The organism is Hymenobacter latericoloratus (genome assembly GCF_014199535.1).
Classification (GTDB): Bacteria; Bacteroidota; Bacteroidia; order Cytophagales; family Hymenobacteraceae; genus Hymenobacter; species Hymenobacter latericoloratus.
Map to the genome: position 1 here is coordinate 711,894 of NZ_JACHNV010000001.1, position 18,505 is coordinate 730,398.

18 protein-coding genes are annotated in these 18,505 nt (G+C 59.9%); 11 read left to right on the forward strand and 7 right to left on the reverse strand.

The window, feature by feature from the left end; translation table 11 throughout:
* Positions 1 to 172: 172 nt before the first annotated feature.
* The gene (gene hscA, locus GGU46_RS03210; protein WP_183402101.1) at positions 173 to 2,032 is read right to left on the reverse strand and encodes a Fe-S protein assembly chaperone HscA; all 1,860 of its coding nucleotides are present in this window, start codon (positions 2,030 to 2,032) and stop codon (positions 173 to 175) included.
* Positions 2,033 to 2,332: 300 nt separating this feature from the next.
* On the opposite strand from hscA, the gene GGU46_RS03215 reads away from it, so the two are divergent.
* The 7 genes from GGU46_RS03215 to GGU46_RS03245 all read left to right on the forward strand — a co-directional run bounded on the left by GGU46_RS03215 (position 2,333) and on the right by GGU46_RS03245 (position 7,425).
* Positions 2,333 to 3,217 (forward strand): murein L,D-transpeptidase catalytic domain family protein, encoded by an 885-nt coding sequence (locus GGU46_RS03215; RefSeq protein ID WP_183402102.1) that lies wholly within the window; start codon positions 2,333 to 2,335, stop codon positions 3,215 to 3,217.
* A 719-nt stretch (positions 3,218 to 3,936) separates the two neighbouring features.
* Positions 3,937 to 4,308 (forward strand): c-type cytochrome, encoded by a 372-nt coding sequence (locus tag GGU46_RS03220; RefSeq protein WP_183402103.1) that lies wholly within the window; start codon positions 3,937 to 3,939, stop codon positions 4,306 to 4,308.
* A gap of 27 nt (positions 4,309 to 4,335) precedes the next feature.
* Positions 4,336 to 4,908, forward strand: coding sequence for a YceI family protein (locus GGU46_RS03225; RefSeq protein ID WP_317171845.1), 573 nt, complete (start codon positions 4,336 to 4,338; stop codon positions 4,906 to 4,908).
* A gap of 63 nt (positions 4,909 to 4,971) precedes the next feature.
* The gene (locus tag GGU46_RS03230; RefSeq protein WP_183402105.1) at positions 4,972 to 5,895 is read left to right on the forward strand and encodes a DUF5777 family beta-barrel protein; all 924 of its coding nucleotides are present in this window, start codon (positions 4,972 to 4,974) and stop codon (positions 5,893 to 5,895) included.
* A 38-nt stretch (positions 5,896 to 5,933) separates the two neighbouring features.
* A complete protein-coding gene (locus GGU46_RS03235) occupies positions 5,934 to 6,380 on the forward strand; it encodes a CHRD domain-containing protein (RefSeq protein WP_246398660.1) in 447 nt (148 codons plus the stop codon).
* 48 nt (positions 6,381 to 6,428) lie between these two features.
* Positions 6,429 to 6,857, forward strand: a complete 429-nt coding sequence (locus tag GGU46_RS03240; RefSeq protein ID WP_183402106.1) for a heavy-metal-associated domain-containing protein — start codon at positions 6,429 to 6,431, stop codon at positions 6,855 to 6,857.
* Positions 6,858 to 6,936: 79 nt separating this feature from the next.
* Positions 6,937 to 7,425 carry a group I truncated hemoglobin gene (locus GGU46_RS03245; protein WP_183402107.1) on the forward strand — a complete coding sequence of 163 codons (489 nt, stop codon included), beginning with the start codon at positions 6,937 to 6,939 and terminating at the stop codon, positions 7,423 to 7,425.
* Between the two features lie 84 nt (positions 7,426 to 7,509).
* Here GGU46_RS03245 and GGU46_RS03250 read toward each other — a convergent pair whose 3' ends face one another.
* A complete protein-coding gene (locus tag GGU46_RS03250; protein ID WP_183402108.1) occupies positions 7,510 to 9,879 on the reverse strand; it encodes an alpha-amylase family glycosyl hydrolase in 2,370 nt (789 codons plus the stop codon).
* Positions 9,880 to 10,185: 306 nt separating this feature from the next.
* On the opposite strand from GGU46_RS03250, the gene GGU46_RS03255 reads away from it, so the two are divergent.
* On the forward strand, positions 10,186 to 11,019 hold the full coding sequence (locus tag GGU46_RS03255; protein ID WP_183402109.1) for a murein L,D-transpeptidase catalytic domain family protein: 834 nt from the start codon (positions 10,186 to 10,188) through the stop codon (positions 11,017 to 11,019).
* A gap of 72 nt (positions 11,020 to 11,091) precedes the next feature.
* Here the strand turns inward: GGU46_RS03255 and GGU46_RS03260 are convergent, their stop codons facing one another.
* The 3 genes from GGU46_RS03260 to GGU46_RS03270 form a co-directional block, all read right to left on the reverse strand.
* Positions 11,092 to 12,159 (reverse strand): Ldh family oxidoreductase, encoded by a 1,068-nt coding sequence (locus GGU46_RS03260; RefSeq protein WP_183402110.1) that lies wholly within the window; start codon positions 12,157 to 12,159, stop codon positions 11,092 to 11,094.
* A 95-nt stretch (positions 12,160 to 12,254) separates the two neighbouring features.
* Positions 12,255 to 13,196 carry a Ppx/GppA phosphatase family protein gene (locus tag GGU46_RS03265; protein WP_183402111.1) on the reverse strand — a complete coding sequence of 314 codons (942 nt, stop codon included), beginning with the start codon at positions 13,194 to 13,196 and terminating at the stop codon, positions 12,255 to 12,257.
* A 293-nt stretch (positions 13,197 to 13,489) separates the two neighbouring features.
* Positions 13,490 to 14,374: a class I SAM-dependent methyltransferase gene (locus tag GGU46_RS03270; RefSeq protein ID WP_183402112.1), complete on the reverse strand. Its 885-nt coding sequence runs from the start codon at positions 14,372 to 14,374 to the stop codon at positions 13,490 to 13,492.
* Positions 14,375 to 14,561: 187 nt separating this feature from the next.
* On the opposite strand from GGU46_RS03270, the gene GGU46_RS03275 reads away from it, so the two are divergent.
* Both GGU46_RS03275 and dapF read left to right on the forward strand, forming a co-directional pair.
* Positions 14,562 to 14,771 carry a hypothetical protein gene (locus GGU46_RS03275; RefSeq protein WP_183402113.1) on the forward strand — a complete coding sequence of 70 codons (210 nt, stop codon included), beginning with the start codon at positions 14,562 to 14,564 and terminating at the stop codon, positions 14,769 to 14,771.
* 22 nt (positions 14,772 to 14,793) lie between these two features.
* Positions 14,794 to 15,603, forward strand: a complete 810-nt coding sequence (gene dapF / locus GGU46_RS03280; RefSeq protein ID WP_183402114.1) for a diaminopimelate epimerase — start codon at positions 14,794 to 14,796, stop codon at positions 15,601 to 15,603.
* Positions 15,604 to 15,711: 108 nt separating this feature from the next.
* On the opposite strand, the gene GGU46_RS03285 is transcribed toward dapF, so the two are convergent.
* Both GGU46_RS03285 and GGU46_RS03290 read right to left on the reverse strand, forming a co-directional pair.
* Positions 15,712 to 16,524 (reverse strand): hypothetical protein, encoded by an 813-nt coding sequence (locus tag GGU46_RS03285; protein ID WP_183402115.1) that lies wholly within the window; start codon positions 16,522 to 16,524, stop codon positions 15,712 to 15,714.
* Between the two features lie 173 nt (positions 16,525 to 16,697).
* Positions 16,698 to 17,717 carry an aldo/keto reductase gene (locus GGU46_RS03290; protein WP_183402116.1) on the reverse strand — a complete coding sequence of 340 codons (1,020 nt, stop codon included), beginning with the start codon at positions 17,715 to 17,717 and terminating at the stop codon, positions 16,698 to 16,700.
* 133 nt (positions 17,718 to 17,850) lie between these two features.
* Here GGU46_RS03290 and GGU46_RS03295 point away from each other — a divergent pair, with 133 nt between their 5' ends.
* On the forward strand, positions 17,851 to 18,369 hold the full coding sequence (locus tag GGU46_RS03295) for a GNAT family N-acetyltransferase (RefSeq protein WP_183402117.1): 519 nt from the start codon (positions 17,851 to 17,853) through the stop codon (positions 18,367 to 18,369).
* Positions 18,370 to 18,505 lie beyond the last annotated feature (136 nt).

The following is an 18,505-nucleotide window of genomic DNA, read 5'->3' on the forward strand; positions in this document are numbered from 1 at the left end:
TACTGGGTTCCCCGAGTAAAAATATTTTTTGTACTTCCTAATACTAAGTCTGGGGGGAGGATAATTGGATTCACGCCCCGACGCAAAGAAAATGAAAGGGCTTCACCATTCGTTGGTAAAGCCCTTCCACAGCACCTGTGCTACCCGGTTGCCCGATAAATAGCCGTACGGGCTACTCTATTTTCTTGCCAGCCATGGCCTGGCTGATGCTGATGTTCATGACCCGCTCAGCTAAGGGCCGCGTCAGCTCTTCCAGCTCGTCCACGGCTTTCAGAATGGTGTCCTTATCCTGGGTGCCCAAGGCAGTCTTCAGCTGGTTCACGCCGGCTGTGGTCTGGTCGATTTCTTCCGGCGACAGGTGCTGGCCATTTTTGGCCACGAAGCGCTCCACCTGATACAGCATCTGCTCGGCTACGGTGCGGGCCTCAATTACCATGCGGGCCGCCACGTCCTCGCGGGCGTGGGTCAGGGAGTCCATCAGCATCTGCTCCACCTGGTCGTCGGTGAGGCCATACTGAGGCTTGATTTCCACGGCCTGCCGGGTGTTGGAACGCAGCTCAATGGCTTCTACCTTCAGAATTCCATCGGCATTCAGAATGAAGTTTACATCGATTTTGGGCAGGCCAGCGGGCATAGCCGGAATACCACGCAGGTCAAACTCGGCCAGCTTACGGTTTTCCTTTACCAAATCCCGCTCGCCCTGGTACACTGAAATCTTTAGATTGACCTGCCCGTCCACGGAGGTAGTGTACTGGCGGCCGGCTTTGGTGGGTATTTTAGAGTTGCGCGGGATAATGGGGTCCATCAGGCCGCCCAGGGTTTCGATGCCCAGCGTGAGGGGCGTCACGTCCAGCAGCAGCACGTCGCGGCGGTTGCCGCCCAGGATGTCGGCCTGAATAGCGGCGCCCAGGGCCACCACCTCGTCGGGGTTGAGGGAGTTGTTGGCGGGCTGCTGGAAGAACTCCGATACCGCCTCATACACCAGCGGCACACGGGTAGAGCCGCCTACCAGCAGCACGGCATCCAGGTCCTGGGGCGTGAGTTTGGCGTCGGCGAGGGCCTGTCGGCAGGAGGCAATGGTGCGGGCCACCAAGGGCTGCACCAGCTCGTTGAATTTAGGTTTGGTGAGGGGTAGGGTAGTGCCGCCAAACTCCGCCTCAAACGTGTCTTGCTGACTAAGTTGCCGCTTGGCCTGCTCGGCCAGCAGGCGCAGCTCCTGCTGAGCCGACGGATTCTGGTACAGAACCGTTGAGAGCTGATACTCGCCGGCCCAATAGTCGTAAATAGCGCGGTCCAGGTCGTCGCCGCCCAGGTAGGTATCCCCGTTGGTGCTCAGCACCTCAAATATGCCCTGCTGAATACGCAGCACGCTGACATCGAAGGTGCCACCGCCCAAATCGTACACGGCCACGGTTTTTTCTTCGTCGGGCGAGAGGCCAATGCCGTACGCCAGGGCCGCGGCCGTTGGCTCATTCACAATGCGCAGCACCTCCAGCCCGGCCAGGCGGCCGGCGTCGCGGGTGGCCTGGCGCTGGGAGTCGTTGAAGTAGGCGGGTACCGTAATAACGGCCTTGTTAACGGCGGTTTTCAGGGCGTGCTCGGCCCGCAGGCGTAGCTCCTTCAAAATTTCGGCCGACAGCTCAATGGGGGAGTAGAACTTCTCGCCCACCCGGATTTTCACCAGGCCCTCCGAGTTATCGTCAATCACCTTGTAACCCAGCTCCTGCGCGTGCTGGCCCAGGTCGTGGTACGATTTGCCCAGCAGGCGCTTCACCGAATAGATGGTGTTCTGCGGGTCGGTGAGCAGATACTGCTTGGCCTCGGTGCCCACGATGGGCGCGTCGCCCCCGCCGGGAAAGTGCACTACCGAGGGCACAATGGTGCCGCGGCCCTGGTCGTTGATGGCCAGGGGCTGGCGGCCGTCGGGGTGAATGTAGGCCACCAGGGAGTTGGTAGTGCCCAAATCAATACCGACGATGATTTCCTCCTGCTGGAGGCTACCAGTGGAAAGGTTAATTGCAACTTTAGCCATAAGCAACAAAGCGCGCCGCGGCGCGCCGAAGAAGTGCGAAAACAAAGGGAGTGGCCTTATAACCAGCCTACGCCCCGAATGGCACAAAAGTACGGAACAAATGGGCGCCAAGCCGAGGCCGCGCCCGCTTGGTTCCTACCCCTGCCCTGGGCCGCAACCGGGCCCCCGTATTTTGGCAGTAGCCGATGACGGTTGCCCGGCCGTGGGCCGCAACGCTAGGCAGCCTGAGAAAAGAGCGTCGGGTGCAGCTTGCGTACGGCGGCACAAATACCGATTTTTGACGGCCCCAACCGGTTTTCTATGTTGCTATCCGCCGCCGCCGCTCTCCTTCTTCGTGCCCAGGGTGGCGGCTGGCGGCGCTGTGTGCTACTGGCAGTGGTAGGGGCGGCCGTGGCCGGGTGCCAGCCCTCGGGGGCAGAAGTGGCGGTTTCGCGCCCGCCGGCCATGGCCGCGTCCCGCCCGAAAAATCCCGCGCCTGACGTCCGGCCGATAACCGCCGCGCCCGACTCTCTGCAGCTAACGCCCCTGCTACCCCTGGCCGCAGTACCCGATTCCGTGCGGCGGGCCGTGGAAGTGCTACGCGCCCGGCTAGGGCCAGCCGCCGCCGGGTTGCGCCCGCAGGTGCTGGAGCGGGCTTGTGTGGGCTACTTGAATCTGCGAAAAGCCGGTCTCGTGCGGCAGGCCGGCATCCTGGCCGTAGCCGATATGGATATGCCCTCCTCGGAGCCGCGGCTGTGGGTGCTTGATTTGCCCGCGGGCCGGGTGCTGCACCACAGCCACGTGGCGCACGGCCGAGGCTCGGGGCGTTTGCGGGCCCGGCGCTTTTCCAATACGTTAAAATCGGCGTGCACTTCCCTAGGCTTCTACCAGACCCTGGACACTTACCAGGGTAAGCATGGCCTTTCGCGGCGGCTGCGCGGGCTGGATGCCGGCCAGAATACCAATGCCCTGCGCCGTTACGTAGTGCTGCACGCCGCCGACTACGTGAGCCGCCAGTACCGCGAGCAGCACGGGCAGGTAGGCTACAGCCGGGGCTGCCCGGCCCTACCCCCCGATCAATACCGGGCCATCATCCGGACTATGGGCCAGGGTGGCTGCCTTTACCTTAGCGGACCGGGGTTGGAATCGAAGTGGCTGAAGGGCTCCGTTGCGGCCAGCCAGTTAGCCGCCCAGGGCTGGCGCTGAAGGCGGTGCCCAACTGCTGCTGGTGTTAGAGGCAGTGCTAGGAATGTACTAAGTTATTATATAACATTATTTACAATGATGGTCCTTTGAAATTGTTCGGATAACTGTTAGAATTATGAACTGTTAAATTACATATGTCTGATTATCATTGATTAAAATTTTATTTGATTGAAATAATTATAATATTAATTGTTATAGGTAAAAAATAAAATTATCGTGTTTAGACGGGACGCAGTCCTCTTTCATCGGGTGATTACGGAGTTTCAGCTAAAAGCCCGGGTTGGTTAAAGCCGAAATTTGGTTACCTACGTAGATTTGTAATCCAAAATGGGAAGCAGTTCCCGTTTTGAGCGCTGACTTTGGTTTTAACGGGTATATCACAGCCGCTCACATCCGGGGCAAACAACAGCCTAATAAGGTGTTGAGGGTTGTGGTCAGGCATTTTAGTTGGAGTGCTAATGGATTGGCAAGTGGTAAGCAAGTATGAAATTTTCTCTTCTTGGGAAATGCAAATTGTTTTCTCCTGGGGTGCGTGCTCCAGCAGGTTGCCGCTAGGCAAAGCAGGCATAGCACACTAAGTCACCTGTTCTGCCCGTCTGCCCGCCCTTCTACCCCAGTACCTGGCCCCAATACGAGTCACTACGCACACTGTACATACCTACTTAGAGGCTGCATAAGAGCCATCATCAGTTCTACCTGCCTCTGCATACTGTTTTTCAATGACTAAAATCTCTACTGTGCTGTGCTTGCTGCTAAGCTTTATGCTGGGCAGCTGTGCGTATGATAAGGCCGATGAAATAGCGGAGCCCAAAGTGCCCTGTACTACCCCGGCCGTGGTTTCCTATAGCGTTTCTATTTCGCCGCTGCTGGACAAAAACTGCCGAAGCTGCCACAACCCCGCCCTGCTCACGGGCAGCGTTAACCTGGAGGATTTCTCCGTGATTCAGAAGTACATCCGCTCGGGCGAGCTGATGGGCAACGTGAAGCATCTGCCGGGCTATAACCCTATGCCCCAGGGCGGAACCAAGCTGTCGGATTGTGATATTGAGCTGTTGCAGAAATGGGTAGATGCGGGCGCTCCTAACAACTAAATAAGGATGCGAAGCCTGATCCGTTCCGTGAGCTTACCAATTTGTGGCCTGCTGCTTTCCCTGGCCGGGGGAGTTACCACTGGGCTGGCCCAGGGCAAATACATGACCCAAAAGGGGGTAGTAAGCTTCTTCTCCAGCAGCATCCTCGAAGACATTGAGGCCCATACCGAGCAGGCCGCAGGCCTGATTGATTTGCAGACCCAGCAGCTGGCGTTCAGCATTCCAATCAAGTCGTTCCAGTTTAAGCGCACCCTCATGCAGGAGCACTTCAACGAGAACTACATGGACTCCGACCGGTTCCCAAAATCGTCTTTCCGGGGTAAAATTCTGGATTTTGACCCGGCTACCCTGGCCAGCGGCCAGTCGCAGCGCGTGACGGTGGAGGGCGACCTGACCATCCACGGCGTTACCAAGCACCTGACGGTAACCGGAGCCCTGCAGCAGCAAAGCGGCCAGCTGATGGTGAATGCCTACTTCAGCGTAGCGCCGGCCGACTACGGCATTGAAATTCCGCTGCTGGTGCGCGAGAACATTGCCAAAATCGTCGGGATTAAAGTGGTCATGTCCTGCGAGGCCGTTTCCCAGCTCACCGCCAAATAAGTTCAGCTATTGTACCGCCGGCCCTGGGGGCTGGGCCGGGTTTCACCGCTTTTGCTTTTCTATATGCATCCAACTTTTCCTCTCTACCGGGGCCGGCTGGCCTCTTTACTGGTGTTGCTGCTAACTGCCTGGGCCGGGCCGGCCTGGGCTCAGGACGACCTGCTGGGGCAACTGGAAACCCAGGCTACCCCCACGGCCGCCACGGAGGTAGTAGCCGCTACCTTCAAAAGTACCCGCCTCATTAACGGGCATACCGTAGAAACGCCCGGACAGGGCACCATGGTATTCCTGATTTCGCACCGCTTTGGTACACTGAACAGCGGCGCCTACAATTTCTTCGGCCTCGACCAGGCCAGCATCCGGCTGGGGTTGGAGTACGCCCTTACCGATAAGCTGGAAATAGGCATCGGCCGCAGCTCCCTGGAAAAAACCCTGGATGGCTTCGTGAAGTACCGGGCCCTGCGCCAAAGCACCGGCCGCCGGGCCATGCCCGTGAGTGTTACGCTGTTTGCCAGCTCGGCCCTGAATACGTTGCGCGATGACCGCTCGTGGTACACCACCTCGCACCGCATGAACTACTCCTACCAGGCCCTGATTGCGCGCAAGTTCAACCCCAGCCTGTCGGTGCAGCTAATGCCCACCCTGATTCACCGCAACCTGGTGGAAGACAGAACCCAGTCGAACGATGTGTACGCGGTGGGCATTGGCGGACGCCACAAACTCACCAAGCGCACCTCTCTGAACGCGGAGTACTACTACCTGGTGCCGCGCACGGCGCCCACGGGCGTGCGCAATGCGCTGGCTCTGGGCTTCGATATCGAGACGGGCGGCCACATTTTTCAGCTGCACGTGACCAATTCCCAGGGCATGATTGAAAAGTTCTTCGTGGCCAACACCCGGGGCAACTTCTTCAAGGGCGACCTGTACTTCGGCTTCAACGTCAACCGCAACTTCACCATCCGGCCCAAAGAGGGCTTCCGGAAATAGCATTTCTCACCCATTCTCTTACCTCACCCTTTTACCGTATGAATCTGAAAGTTACTACCCTGGCAGTACTCCTGATGGGCTCTGCCGCACTTGTAGCCTGCGAAAAAGACGAAACCACCACCGCTACCCCCACGGATTCGGTGGAAATGACGGCTACCCTTGATGGCAAGCAGGAGGTAGGCCCGAACAACTCGGCCGCTACCGGCACCATGACGGGCACCTACAACAAAACCACCCGCACCCTGAGCTACCGCGTTACCTACCAGGGCTTCACGCCCACCATGGGCCACCTCCACCGCGGAGCCGCGGGCACCAACGGCAACCCGTTCGTTTCTTTCTCCAACGTTACCACCTCGCCCATCACGGGCACGGCTACCCTTTCGGAGGCCGACGCAGCCCTGCTGCTGAAGGGCGAAACCTACGTAAACCTGCACTCCCAGGCCTACGCGGGCGGCGAAATCCGGGGGCAGGTAATGTCGAAGTAACCTCTGCTCTTATCCAGTCCTGAATCCCGTTTGCTATAGCCAAAACGCGTGAAGCACAACCGATTTCTGCAGCTAGGCTTGGGCTTGCTGGTGCTGCTGGTGTGGGCCAGCTGGGAAGAACCCAGTCTGCATCATTACGCGCGGCCCGTGCGCTTTCTGCAAGTGCAGGTAGATGGCTTGGCCGCCCCCGCCGAGGCCGCCACGGTGCAGCGGCAGGTAGCCGCCGTGCCCGGCGTGGCCGCTTGCGTTATTAACAGCAGCACGCAGGTCGCTACCGTGCTGTTCCACGAGGAGGATGTTTCGGAGGCTGATCTTGAGCGGGTACTTTCCGTGGGCGGAACCTTCCGGATAACCCGGCCCCAACAGGCGCCGGCCGCGCCTACGGGCCGGGAGTGCCCGGTGCCCGCCAGTTACCTCGAAACCCTGGACCAGATTCGGTTTGCCCTGAATCTGCGGCGGCTGTTCATTTCAGTATAAGCTCCCAACCCTTAGTAGCCGGAAACCAGCTGGTTTCCGGCTACCCGTATTTCTTGATTCTCCACTTTTTCCTGTTCTTATGATCTTACCTCGACTCCAGTTTCCGGCCGTTTTGCTGCTGGCCGGTACCCTATGCTTCACCACGGCCTGCGGCTCTAAGGAGGCAGACCCTACGCCCACCCTGTATGAGCGCATGGGCGGCCTGAAGGGAGTGGAAGGGTTTGTGGACGTGCTGATGGCCAATGTAGCGGCCGAAACGGAAGTGAAAAACTCCCAGATGCTGCGCACCCACACCCCCCTGCTCAACGACCCCGACAAGCCCGCCCGCCTGGCCCGCCTGCGGAACAACTTTATTAATCAGATGGGCGAGGCTACCGGCGGTCCGCTCAAGTACACGGGCCTGAGCATGCTGACGGCCCACAAAGGCATGATGATTACCGAAACCGAATGGGCCGTGTGGCGCCAGGCGGCCGACGCCTCCATGGCGGTCAACAAGCTGGGCGACAAGGAAAAAGCCGAGCTGGCGGCCATCCTCGACGAAATGAAAGCTGCCACCGTAGGCCACTAGGCCCACCAACCCTGTTTTCACTAAAAAAGCCCCACCGGATAATCCGGTGGGGCTTTTTGGGTACAAGGAGGGTAGGGCTGGAGGTTACTTGACCACCACTTTCCGGCTCAGGCCCAGCTCCGGCACGTGCAGCTGGTACACGCCCGCCGGCAGGGCTTGGCCTACGCGCAGGCGCTGCTCGGTGGAGCCGGGGTAGAGGCGCACCGACTGCTCGTGCACGAGGCGGCCGGTCAGGTCGAGTAGGCGCAGGGTGGCCGTCACGTCCTTCGGGGAGAGCAGCACCACCTCAATACGGTCGGCGCTGGTGGGGTTCGGGTACACGGCCAGGTCGGCGGTGGTTACGGTTTCCGTGGCCGGGTTGGCCGCCAGCACGGCACTTTCGCGCAGGGCAGTGGGGCTGAGTACGGCCGGAGCGGTGTAGGTAACTTTCACGAAGGCGCGCTGAGCGGGATTGGTGGCCGCGGCGTTCTTGGCGCGCAGGGTAATCCAGCCGGTAGCCGTGGGCGTGTAAGTGCCGGTGAGGGTGCCGGTGCCGGTTTTGCTGCTCAGGATGGTGCCGCTGCCGTTCACCAGCTCCACAGCCAGGCTGCGGGTAGCGTCGGTCGGAATCAGGCTGTAGCTGACGGCTTTGCCCGAGGCTACGTAAATGCGGCCCGCCGTGCGGTAGGCCGTGGAGGAAGCCGGCAGCTGCCCGCCCTGCTTCAGCGACGAAGCGTGGGAGTCGCCCAGGTCGTCGGCCAGTTCCCACTCCTGGGTGGTTGTCAGCGCGGCGCGGGTGTAGTTGGTACTGATGCCCGTAGGCGCCCACACCGAGTAGCCCCGGCGGCCGCCGCTGGCCGTGCCGTTGCAGGGCGGGGTGTTGATGGTTACGGTCTGGGCGCTGCTCACCGTTACGGTAGCCGTGCCGTTGGCCCCGGAGTAATCTTTCAGCACGGTACCCGGCGCGAAGTCGCAGGAAACCGTGTGGTTCTGCCAGGCCGAGAAGTTGTCGTTGATGCCGATGATGGCCTTGGTGCTCCGCTCAATTACCAGGTGGTCGGGGGCCTGGTAGCGCACTTTGTAGGCGCCATCCTTGAAGCGCAGGTTCTGGTGGCACCAGATCAGGTTCTCAATGTCGGAGCGCTGGGGTAAGTCGGCGGTGCTGGTGGGCTGGTGCGAGTAGCGTTTGCCGGTGCTGCCCACGTTAAACAAATCCTCGAAGAAAATCTGGGGGGAACCATCCACGGCCAGCGCCGCCGCATAAGCCGCCGAAAGGCGCGGATCGAACGGGTCGATGTGGGGGGCCAGCTCCGAGCCCGTGTTCCAGCCCGTGTAGTTGCCCGTGCTGCTCACCTGGGGCCGGAAGGTGTCATGGTTGTTTACGAAGGGCACCGTGCGGTGCACATACTGTCCGTTGATGTTGAATACCCGGGCGCCCTGCTGGTAGCCGGGCAAGGAGCCCACATCAAAGTTGCCGCCCCCACTAATGATGTTATAGAGGCCGTTGCGCAGGGAAAAATCGAAGGTGCCGGCGCGGTTCTGCACGTTGGCCACCCAGCCATCCATCTGCCCCCCGGAGCCTACCCACTCGCCCACGGCGTACATAGTAGCCCCGCCCGAAGCCCAGCCCGCGTTGCTCTGCAGGTTGTAGAGAAAATCTTCGGAGGCAAAATCCGGAAAGTGCTTCACGGCGTCCATGCGCACCCCGTCAAAGCCCACTTGCTTCTTGTACCAGATCAGCCAGTTCCGCACCCCGTTGCGCATGTAGTCGGCGCCCTGGGCGGGGTTGAAGGTAGCGTTGGAGCTTTGCCCGTAGGAGCCGTTGTAGTAGCTCACGTCGGGCCCGAAGTACACGGCGTTCCAGTCGCCGGAGCTGGAGTTGTTGCCAGGGTTGGGGTTGAAGTTCTGCCAGTTTTTAGGGAAGCGGCCATTGCGGGCCAGGTAGTTGGCCGCGTCTTCCGAGGTAGCGGGCCGGCTGTAGCTCACGTACCGGAAGTTCTTGTACTTGCTGGTTGAGTAGTCTTCCCAGGCGGCGGGGTCCTGGCCGCCGGCCCCGGTTTGGGAGCCGGCCCCATCGTTGTGGTTGAGCACGATGTCCTGCACTACCTCAATGCCGTTGGCGTGCAGCACGGCCACGGCCCGCAGCAGCTCGTCCTTGGTGCCCAGGCGGGTAGCCACGAAGCCCTTCTGGTACTTGTCGCCGAGGTCATAGTTGTCGAAGGGCGAGTAGCCGTTGCCCTGGTTGCCATTCTTAATGCTGGGCGGCAGCCACACGGCATCAATGCCCATGGCTTTCAGGCGCGGGGCCAGCAGGGCAATGTAATTGGCCCAGCCGTTGGGGTAGTTGGTGTTCCAGTAGTCCCACCAGTAGCCCTGCAGAACTACTTTTTGGGCTTTGGCGGGTTGTCCGCCCAGCACTAGCAGCGCGGCGGCGGCCAGGGTGAGCTTACGCATCCAGGAGGTACACGTGTGCATGTGGGAAAGTGGGAATTGAGTGGTGGGAAAAAGACACGGCGCGGCAGGCGCCGATAAGAGCAGAATTGGGGCCTGTAAGATTAAAAATCGGCTACTAAAATTCTGGTGGCGTATTGGCAGATGCCGGTGCTCTTTTTGCCGTTTTTAACCGACCGGGAATCTATCAGCCGGAATGAGCATTATAGCTGCGGGCCCAGATTTTCGCTACCGGCAGGGCATCTGCAATGGCCAAAGTCTCGTAAAGCCTGTGGGGTCTGTTTGTGGTAAAGCAAGCGCCTTATCGAAACCCGAAACCAACCTGTGTCGATGGAAAATCTGAGTGTCGTTCGTCGCCAGCGTCTGAAGCTGCGTACCCGCCGGATGGCGCGGCGGGTACTGCCCTTCGTGGCCTCGCTGTTTCTGGCTACGCCGCTGGCTGCTCCGGTAGCAAAGTCAAAAGCTGCCACCACCAACCACCAGGCGCGGCTGGTAGCGGCCCCGGTAGTTGCGCCGGCCACGCTGTACAACCAGCGCCTGCACGACTTATACCGGGAACTGGGGGTAGAGCAGCAGGGCCTGCGCTATGAAGTGTTCGAAAAGGCCATGACCGGCTACCTTAACCTGGAAAGCGAGGGTAAGCTCAGCGGCAAGCAGCTGCTGACCGTGGTCGATTTCGAGCTGCCGTCCACCGAAAAGCGCCTGTGGGTGCTGGATCTGGCCGCCCGGCAAGTGAAGTTTCATACGCTGGTAGCCCACGGCCACAACTCCGGCGAGAATATGGCGACCAACTTCTCCAACGAAAACGAATCGAACATGAGCAGCCTGGGTTTCTACGTGACCCAGGGCGAGTACCAGGGCAAGCACGGCCGTTCCCTGAAGCTGCAGGGCCTCGACGAGGGCTTCAATACCAATGCCTTCTCGCGTGCTGTGGTAATGCACGGGGCTGATTACGTGAGTGAGGATTTCATCCGGCAGTACGGCCGCCTGGGCCGTAGCCTGGGCTGCCCCGCGCTGCCCATGGATCAGAAAGACGCTATTATTGAGGCGGTGGAAGGGCAAACCTGCTTGTTCCTGAACGGCCCTGATGCGCAGTATTCCTCGAAGTACCTGAACCAGGACGTAGCCATGAGCAAACTGCTCGGCCAAACGCAGCTGATTTAAGGTTGCATAACCTGAACGCCCAAGCCCGCCCGGTAACCCGGGCGGGCTTTTGGTTGCTGACTGGGGTAGTATTTACAGCTTCACGCCAAACTTGGCGCCTACTGTTTCCAGATCTTGCAGCACGGGCTCCAGCAGCGGAATACCCTCCAGCAGCCGGTGCCCCGACATTTCCCGCTCCGGGTCGCCGGGGATGAGCACGTGCTGGCCTTCGGTGGCGCGGGCGCTACGGAAGGTGGTAATCCAGTTGTCCATGTGGGCTTTGAACTCGGCGGCCGGGCGGAAAGCGTCCACGCGCATCGCCCCGAAGAAGTGGCCCAGACCCTCGCCCACGGGGTTAGCCGAAGGCTGCAGAAACGCTACGAAGGGCGGCACCCAGGGCCCATAGTTGGCCCCGCTGAGCACGGCCGAAAAGATATCGACTACGGCGCCCAGGCCGTAGCCTTTGTGCGAGCCGGTGGCCCCCCCGAGGGGTAGCAGAGCGCCGCCATTTTTCACCGCATTGGGGTCGGTGGAGCCTACCCCGGCCGGGTCCTGGGCCCAGCCCTCAGGAATGGGCAGGTTCTTGCGCTGGGCAATTTCGAGCTTGCCGTTGGCGGCGGTGGTGGTAGCCATATCCAGCACGAAGTCGGGCTGCTCGCCGGCGGGCACCGCCACGGCAATAGGATTGGTACCGAGCAAACGCTCCAGGGAGTAGGTAGGCGCCACCAGCGGCGAGGCATTGGTCATCGCCACCCCAATCATGTCGTGGGCCAGGGCCTTCATGGCGTGGTAGCCGGCAATACCGAAGTGGTTGGAATTTTTCACCGCTACCCACCCCGTGCCTACCTGCCGGGCCTTCTCTAGGGCTACCTGCATGGCCTTCGGGCCCACTACCAGGCCCAGGCCCCCGTCGCCGTCCACTACGGCGGTGCTGGGCGTCTCGTAGGTAACGCCCACGCGGGGGGTAGCATTGATGCGGCCGGCTTCCCAGAGCCGCACGTACCCGATCAGGCGGGCCACGCCGTGCGAGTCAATGCCGCGCAAATCGGCGGAGAGCAGGGTTTCGGTGGCCAGGATGGCATCTTCGTCGGAGCAGCCAAGGCCTTTGAAAACCGACTCCGTGAAGGTGAAAAGCTGAGTATAGGGAAGGGTTGTCGTCATGAGCAAGGGGTAGGGGCCGCGCGGCCACGTACGTCGGGAAGCTGCCCGCACCGCCACTTGGTGGCACAGGCTCCAGCAGGGCTACCTGGGAGGAATTACTGCTCCAGCATTTCGGCCAGCAGCCCCTCTTTGAGCGCGTAGGCCGAGGTTTGAAGGTGGGTGATGCCGGTGATGCGTAGCACGAAGTCAATCAGCACGGAGGCCACGACCAGCATATCAGCGCGCATGGGCAGGATGCCCGGCAGGGCCACACGCTGCGCATGGGTGAGGCTAAGCAGCTGCTGGTAGCTGGTTTGAAAGCTACTGAGGGCCAGTTCTGTGCTGGGCGGCAGCTCGGCTTCGGTGCGCAGTTGGCCCAGTTGCATATCGGCCAGGCTATCGAAGGAGCCCGAGGCGCCTACCACGCCCACCGGCCGGAACTCCTGCACGGCGGCGGCCAGCGGGGCCAGCACTTCCGCCAGGTACTGCTGCTCGGCCGCCACCGCTTCCGGTGGGAATACGCCGCTGGGGTCCGGAAAAAACTTGTCGAGCAGGCGCTGGGCGCCAATTTCAAAGCTTTGCTTCCAGAAGATGGTGGTGGCATCGGCGATAATAAACTCTACGGAGCCGCCGCCGATGTCCATAATCAGGTGGGGCTGGGCGCCCAGTGGCACGGCCCGCCGCACCCCTTTGGCAATCAACTCCGCTTCCCGCTCTCCCGGAATCACCTCCACCCGAATACCGGTTTGCTCGAAGATGGCCTGGGCCAGGGCCGGGCCGTTGCGCGTGACGCGCATGGCGCTGGTAGCGGTAGCCCGCACGTCCGTGACCTGGTGCAGCTCAATTTCCTCCTTAAAGCCCACCAGCGTGTGCAGCGCCCGCTCAAAAGCCGCCGGCGCAATTTCGCCCTTGCTGATGCCGCCTTCCCCCAAACGCACGCCTACCTTAGTGCGCAGCAGCGTAACGGGCTGCTGGTGGCTGGGCTCGGGCAGCTCCACAATCAGCAGGTGAAACGTATTCGTGCCCATATCAATCAGGGCCAGACGACGGTGGCGCATAGAGTTAAGGGTGATTTAAGTGAAGAAGTGAAGAGGTAATGAGGTAATGGGGTGAAAAGTGACAGGTGACGGGACAGGTAACAGGTGACCAGCAGAACGCCATGCTGAGCCGGAGGCGAAGCATCTCGCGTGCTGACGTTGCCAAAGTATCTACTCCGTTCTACCTGAGGAGAAGGAGCCGGGGGGCGGTTCACCGAGGCGAGCAAGATTCCTCGACAAGCTCGGCATGACGTTCTGCTGGTCACCTGTTACCTGTCCCGATTCACCTGTCACCCCATCACCTCTTCACCCCATCAAACCGCAAACCGGCAGAAAGTACCGAGCGGCAGCTTGCGGGCGGCTTTATCGTGCAGATAGATTTCCCCGATTTCACGGCTTTGGCGGGCCTGCGGGAAGATTTCGTGGATCAGGTTTTCCAGAATCAGGGCCGAGAAGCCCAGGGAGTAGAGGTTGATGAGAAAGAAGTGGTCCTCGGGGTCGAGCAGCTCCTTGCAGAGCTTGAGCATTTCGTTGAGCTCATCTTCCAGCTGCCACTTCTCGCCGTTGGGGCCGCGGCCGTAAGCGGGCGGGTCGAGGATGAGGCCCTGGTACTTGCTGCCGCGTTTTACCTCGCGCCGCACGTACTTCATGGCGTCCTCTACCAGCCAGCGTACGCCATCCAGGTTAGAAGCCTCCATGTTGTCGCGGGCCCAGAAGTTTACCTGCTTTACGGAGTCGAGGTGAGTGACGTCGGCGCCGGCGGCGCGGGCGGCCAGGGTGGCCGCGCCAGTGTAGGCAAACAGGTTCAGCACCCGCGGCTGGGTAGCGCGGCGTTGGCGCGTCTGGTTATAGATGAACTGCCAGTTGGGGTCCTGCTCCGGAAACAGGCCGACGTGCTTAAACGACGACATGCCCAATCGGAACCGCAGCTTCAGCCCGTCGGGCCGCTCGTAGCCGATAACCCACTGCTCGGGCGTGCCCGGTTTGATTTTCCACTGGCCGCGCTCCTGGCTGCCCTTCTCGCGGGTGAAAATGGCGTTGGCCCGCTGCCACTCCGAGGCGGGCAGGTGCGGGTCCCAGATGGCCTGGGGCTCGGGGCGCGCCAGAATGTGTTTGCCGAAGCGCTCCAGCTTCTCAAAGTTGCCGGCGTCAATCAGCTCGTAGTCGGCCCAGGGGCTGGTGGTGAGGAACGTGTACATAGAACTACCTTTACGCTGCCCGTGGGGGCAGGCAGGCAAAGGTACGGTATGGCACAGTCTCGGTCGGCACCGTATCTTGAAGGGGAAGATAATGCAGGAGCAAGATGCCACACGAAATCAACCGAATTACCGGCCAGCTGCCGGGGTAGGCTTCCAGCCATGCAGGCGGCCTACCCCCCGCGCCCCTATGAACCTCTTCTGGCAACTACGGCCGGAACTTCCGCAAAGCTACCGCCAGTTCCCGGCCACCAGCAAAATCCACCGGACCCCGCGCCGGGCAGCTTCCCGAAGCGGCCGGAATAGCCCTTACGTTTCGCTGTACGGGCTGCTGCATGGTCTGGTGCAGCCTTATCTTTACTCCGCCGGCCAGGTAGCGCTGCTGCGCAAGTTTCTCTAACCTCCTTTTGCTTTCCTCCCCCGTGACGCTTTCTTTTTACAAATACCAAGGCACCGGCAACGACTTCGTGATGGTGGACGACCGCGCCCATCAGTTCGATGAGCATAACCACCAGCTCGTGCGCTTCCTCTGCGACCGGCGCCGCGGCATTGGGGCCGATGGCCTGATTTTGCTGCGCCAGCACCAGCACTACGATTTCGAGATGGTGTACTTCAACGCCGATGGCTACCTGGGCTCCATGTGCGGCAACGGCGGCCGTTGCACCGTGGCCTTTGCCAAGCAGCTGGGGGTAGTAAAAGACACTACCCGCTTCCTGGCCGCTGACGGCCCCCACGACGCCCGCGTAGATGCCGACGGCACCGTGCACCTGCGCATGCAGGACGTCATCGGGCAGCAGGAAGTAGAAGAGTACGGCGTGTTTCTCGATACCGGCTCGCCCCATCTTGTGCGCTTCCAGCCCGCCAGCACCCTGGCCGAGCTGAACGTATTTACCGAAGGCCGGGCCATTCGCTACAACGAGCGGTTCCGGGAGAAAGGCACCAACATCAACTTCGTGGAAGCTCCCGCTACCCCCGGCCAGCCCTGGCAGGTGCGCACCTATGAGCGGGGGGTAGAAGACGAAACCCTGAGCTGCGGCACCGGCGTCACGGCCGTGGCCCTGGCGGCTTCGCGGCGCGGCGCTACCAGCCCCGTACACCTACGTACTCCCGGCGGCGACCTGCGCGTGTCCTTCGAGGCCAACCCCGACGGCTCTTTCTCCAACATCTTCCTCAGCGGCCCCGCCACCCGGGTCTTCGATGGCAAAATAGAGGTAGCCGACCGGACGAAGTAATTATCATTCCGAGCACAGCAAGGAACCTGGGTTAGTCGCTTCTCGCGGAACCAGGTTCCTTGTTTTTTCTACCCCACTACTCAGGCAAAAGCTACGAGCGCTGCTTAGCTAACTTGGCGGCGCCTTGCTAAAAGTCTTCAGACGGATGGGTATTCCCAAGGTGGCGCTAAAGCCCGACCCACGCACGCGCAGGGTAGTAGCACCCCGTTGCGCGTTGTACTGATACGCCACCGGCACCAGCACCATATCCGTCAGGCCCTGCGTGTAGTACACGCTCAGGTTGAGGCGCTCCTTGCCTAGCCGGTAGAAGCGGGCTGTTACGCCGCCTATCAGGAAACCGCCCCATTTACGTTTTACGATAGGTGTTTCCTTGAATTCGATAGTATCATAGAAAAGTCCTCCAGTTCCCAGTTGGCCGCAGTCAAGGCAGTTGTTGCCAATGCGATTCAAGCCTCCACCTAGCACTGCCTCCAGCCGGAAGCTGGCAAGGTAGGTGTGCCGGATGGTATCGATTTGCCTGATATTATACTCTCTGAAAGTTCTGCTGACCAGCAGGGGTAGCTGATGCATATACAAGCTGGCGCCTTGGCCCTTCCACTCCCCATGATACGGATTGACGGTGTACTGCTGCGGCATTTGCAGGCTATACGCCCAGGCCAAGGCGCTGCCACTATAACCTGTGGAAATGCCCCACTTCTCCCGCAACTGCAGGCGCAACATTAGCACACCCTGCTCGTCGAAGCTCATGTCCTTCAACGTGCTGTACGGTTTGAAAGGCAAGCGGCTTTTATCAAAGTAGACTCCTTCGGCGGCATTATGGCTGGCCCCTACTTTCAGATCGAGGTATAATTTGCTTTGCGCCCATCCTTTGTAGGGTGATAATAAGATACAGATAACCAAGAGATAATACAGATGCTTCATGAGAGTGTGAGTAGATAAGTAGGATGAAGTAAGGGATGCTTATATATAATCTATCAACGAAACGGAATACACCAGAAATCTAGTATACTGTACTGGCGAAGTTCTCCTAAAAAAAAGATAGCGCCGCAGGCCCGCTTGGACTTGTGGCGCTGTCTTTTCCAGGGGATAGATAACTACAGCTGCCGGTCGCCTTTGGTGAAGTCCAGCATCCAGCCGGGGTACTCGGGGGCCAGTTTGCTTACTTCATCCAGCTGCTGCAGCTCCTCGGGTGTTAGCTGCACATCTACGGCCTTGAGGTTATCTTCCAGCTGGTTTATCTTCTTAGCCCCAATGATGACACTGCTTACCACCGGTTGGTGCAGCAGCCAGGCCAGCGCCAGCTGGGCCACCGTGGCGCCTTTGGCCTCGGCCATGGGCCGAAGCGCATCAATAATATCGAAGGCTTTCTCTTTGTCAACGGGCGGAAAGTCGAAGTTCACGCGGCGGGCGCCTTCTTCGTTCTGGTTTTCACGAGTGTATTTGCCGCTGAGAAAACCACCGGCCAACGGGCTCCACACCAGCAGCCCTACCTTTTGGTCCTGCAGCAAGGGCACCAGCTCCCGCTCCAGGTCGCGGCCCGCAACGGTGTAGTAAGCCTGCAACGACACGTACTTCTCCACGTGGTTGTAAGTGGAATAGCTCAGCGCCTTCATCAGCTGCCAGGCCGCTACGTTGCTGGCCCCGATGTAGCGCACTTTGCCGCTGCGCACCAAGTCGTCGAGGGCGCGCAGGGTTTCCTCCAGGGGCGTCAGTGGGTCGTAGCTGTGGGTTTGGTATAGGTCGATGTAGTCGGTTTTCAGTCGGCGCAGGCTGTCATCCACCTGCTGAAAAATGTGCTTGCGGGTCAGGCCAGCATCGTTGGGGCCTTCGCCCATTTTACCGCGCACTTTGGTGGCCAGCACCACATCGTGCCGCGAAATGCCCAAGTTGTGCAAAGCCTGGCCCGTCAGCTCCTCCGACAAGCCCTCGGAGTACACGTTGGCCGTGTCAATAAAGTTGATGCCGGCGTCGAGGGAACGTTTTACCAGCTTATCAACGGCTGGCTGATCCAGGGAACCCATGGCGGCGGCCCAGCCTCTGCCACCAAACGTCATGGTGCCCAGGCACAGCTCCGATACCTTCAGGCCGGTAGTACCCAGCAAATTGTATTTCATGTCAGGAAGATTTAATTGGATGATACCGGACTCAACTTCCCGGCTCAAAGGAATGTTAAGGTAAAATTTGGGCCTCTGACTTGGTTTCGCGGCGAGGCCCGTAGGTTTGCTACCCCCACTCACGGCCTGAACCATGCTTCACTCCGACCTGATTTTGCTACGCCCCCTGGAAGCCGAAGACCTCGATTTTCTGTACGCGCTGGAGAACAATCCGGCGGTGTGGGGCGTGTCCGATACGCTCGTGCCCGTGTCGCGGCATGTGCTACGACAATATCTGGACAGCGCCGCCGCCGATTTTTTTGAGGTGCGCCAGTTGCGGCTGGTTATCTGTGCGGTTGCTACTGGACAAGCCGTAGGCACGTTGGATATTTTCGGGTTTGAGCCTTTGCACCAACGGGCCGGGGTCGGGATTACCATTCTGGCGGAATTCCGGCAAAAGGGTTACGCTCAGGCCGCTTTAAGCCTGTTGCTTTCCTACGCTCGGCAGCAACTTCAACTTCACCAGGTTTATTGCACTATTGCGGTATCAAACGCGGCCAGTCTGCAGCTGTTTGAGGGGGTAGGATTCAGTAGGGTAGGGGTAAGAAAAGACTGGCTACGTACTCCTGCTGGCTGGCAGGATGTTGTAGAAATGCAATATATTCTAGGCTGAAGTAAGAAATACATCGTAAGTTAGGCTCAACAGAGCCCAGCGCATTTAGTTAGAGCTCATCTATACCCTTTTTTTACGGGTGGCGTATGAGGGATAAACAGTAGCCTGCCATCGTGCTGTACGGTCCGGCGAAAGC

Coding starts and splice junctions, on each gene's coding strand:
- hscA (WP_183402101.1), bottom strand. CDS start 2,032: ATGGCTAAAGTTGCAATTAACCTTTCCACTGGTAGCCTCCAGCAGGAG.
- GGU46_RS03215 (WP_183402102.1), top strand. CDS start 2,333: ATGTTGCTATCCGCCGCCGCCGCTCTCCTTCTTCGTGCCCAGGGTGGC.
- GGU46_RS03220 (WP_183402103.1), top strand. CDS start 3,937: ATGACTAAAATCTCTACTGTGCTGTGCTTGCTGCTAAGCTTTATGCTG.
- GGU46_RS03230 (WP_183402105.1), top strand. CDS start 4,972: ATGCATCCAACTTTTCCTCTCTACCGGGGCCGGCTGGCCTCTTTACTG.
- GGU46_RS03235 (WP_246398660.1), top strand. CDS start 5,934: ATGAATCTGAAAGTTACTACCCTGGCAGTACTCCTGATGGGCTCTGCC.
- GGU46_RS03245 (WP_183402107.1), top strand. CDS start 6,937: ATGATCTTACCTCGACTCCAGTTTCCGGCCGTTTTGCTGCTGGCCGGT.
- GGU46_RS03250 (WP_183402108.1), bottom strand. CDS start 9,879: ATGCACACGTGTACCTCCTGGATGCGTAAGCTCACCCTGGCCGCCGCC.
- GGU46_RS03255 (WP_183402109.1), top strand. CDS start 10,186: ATGGAAAATCTGAGTGTCGTTCGTCGCCAGCGTCTGAAGCTGCGTACC.
- GGU46_RS03260 (WP_183402110.1), bottom strand. CDS start 12,159: ATGACGACAACCCTTCCCTATACTCAGCTTTTCACCTTCACGGAGTCG.
- GGU46_RS03265 (WP_183402111.1), bottom strand. CDS start 13,196: ATGCGCCACCGTCGTCTGGCCCTGATTGATATGGGCACGAATACGTTT.
- GGU46_RS03270 (WP_183402112.1), bottom strand. CDS start 14,374: ATGTACACGTTCCTCACCACCAGCCCCTGGGCCGACTACGAGCTGATT.
- GGU46_RS03275 (WP_183402113.1), top strand. CDS start 14,562: ATGAACCTCTTCTGGCAACTACGGCCGGAACTTCCGCAAAGCTACCGC.
- GGU46_RS03285 (WP_183402115.1), bottom strand. CDS start 16,524: ATGAAGCATCTGTATTATCTCTTGGTTATCTGTATCTTATTATCACCC.
- GGU46_RS03290 (WP_183402116.1), bottom strand. CDS start 17,717: ATGAAATACAATTTGCTGGGTACTACCGGCCTGAAGGTATCGGAGCTG.
- GGU46_RS03295 (WP_183402117.1), top strand. CDS start 17,851: ATGCTTCACTCCGACCTGATTTTGCTACGCCCCCTGGAAGCCGAAGAC.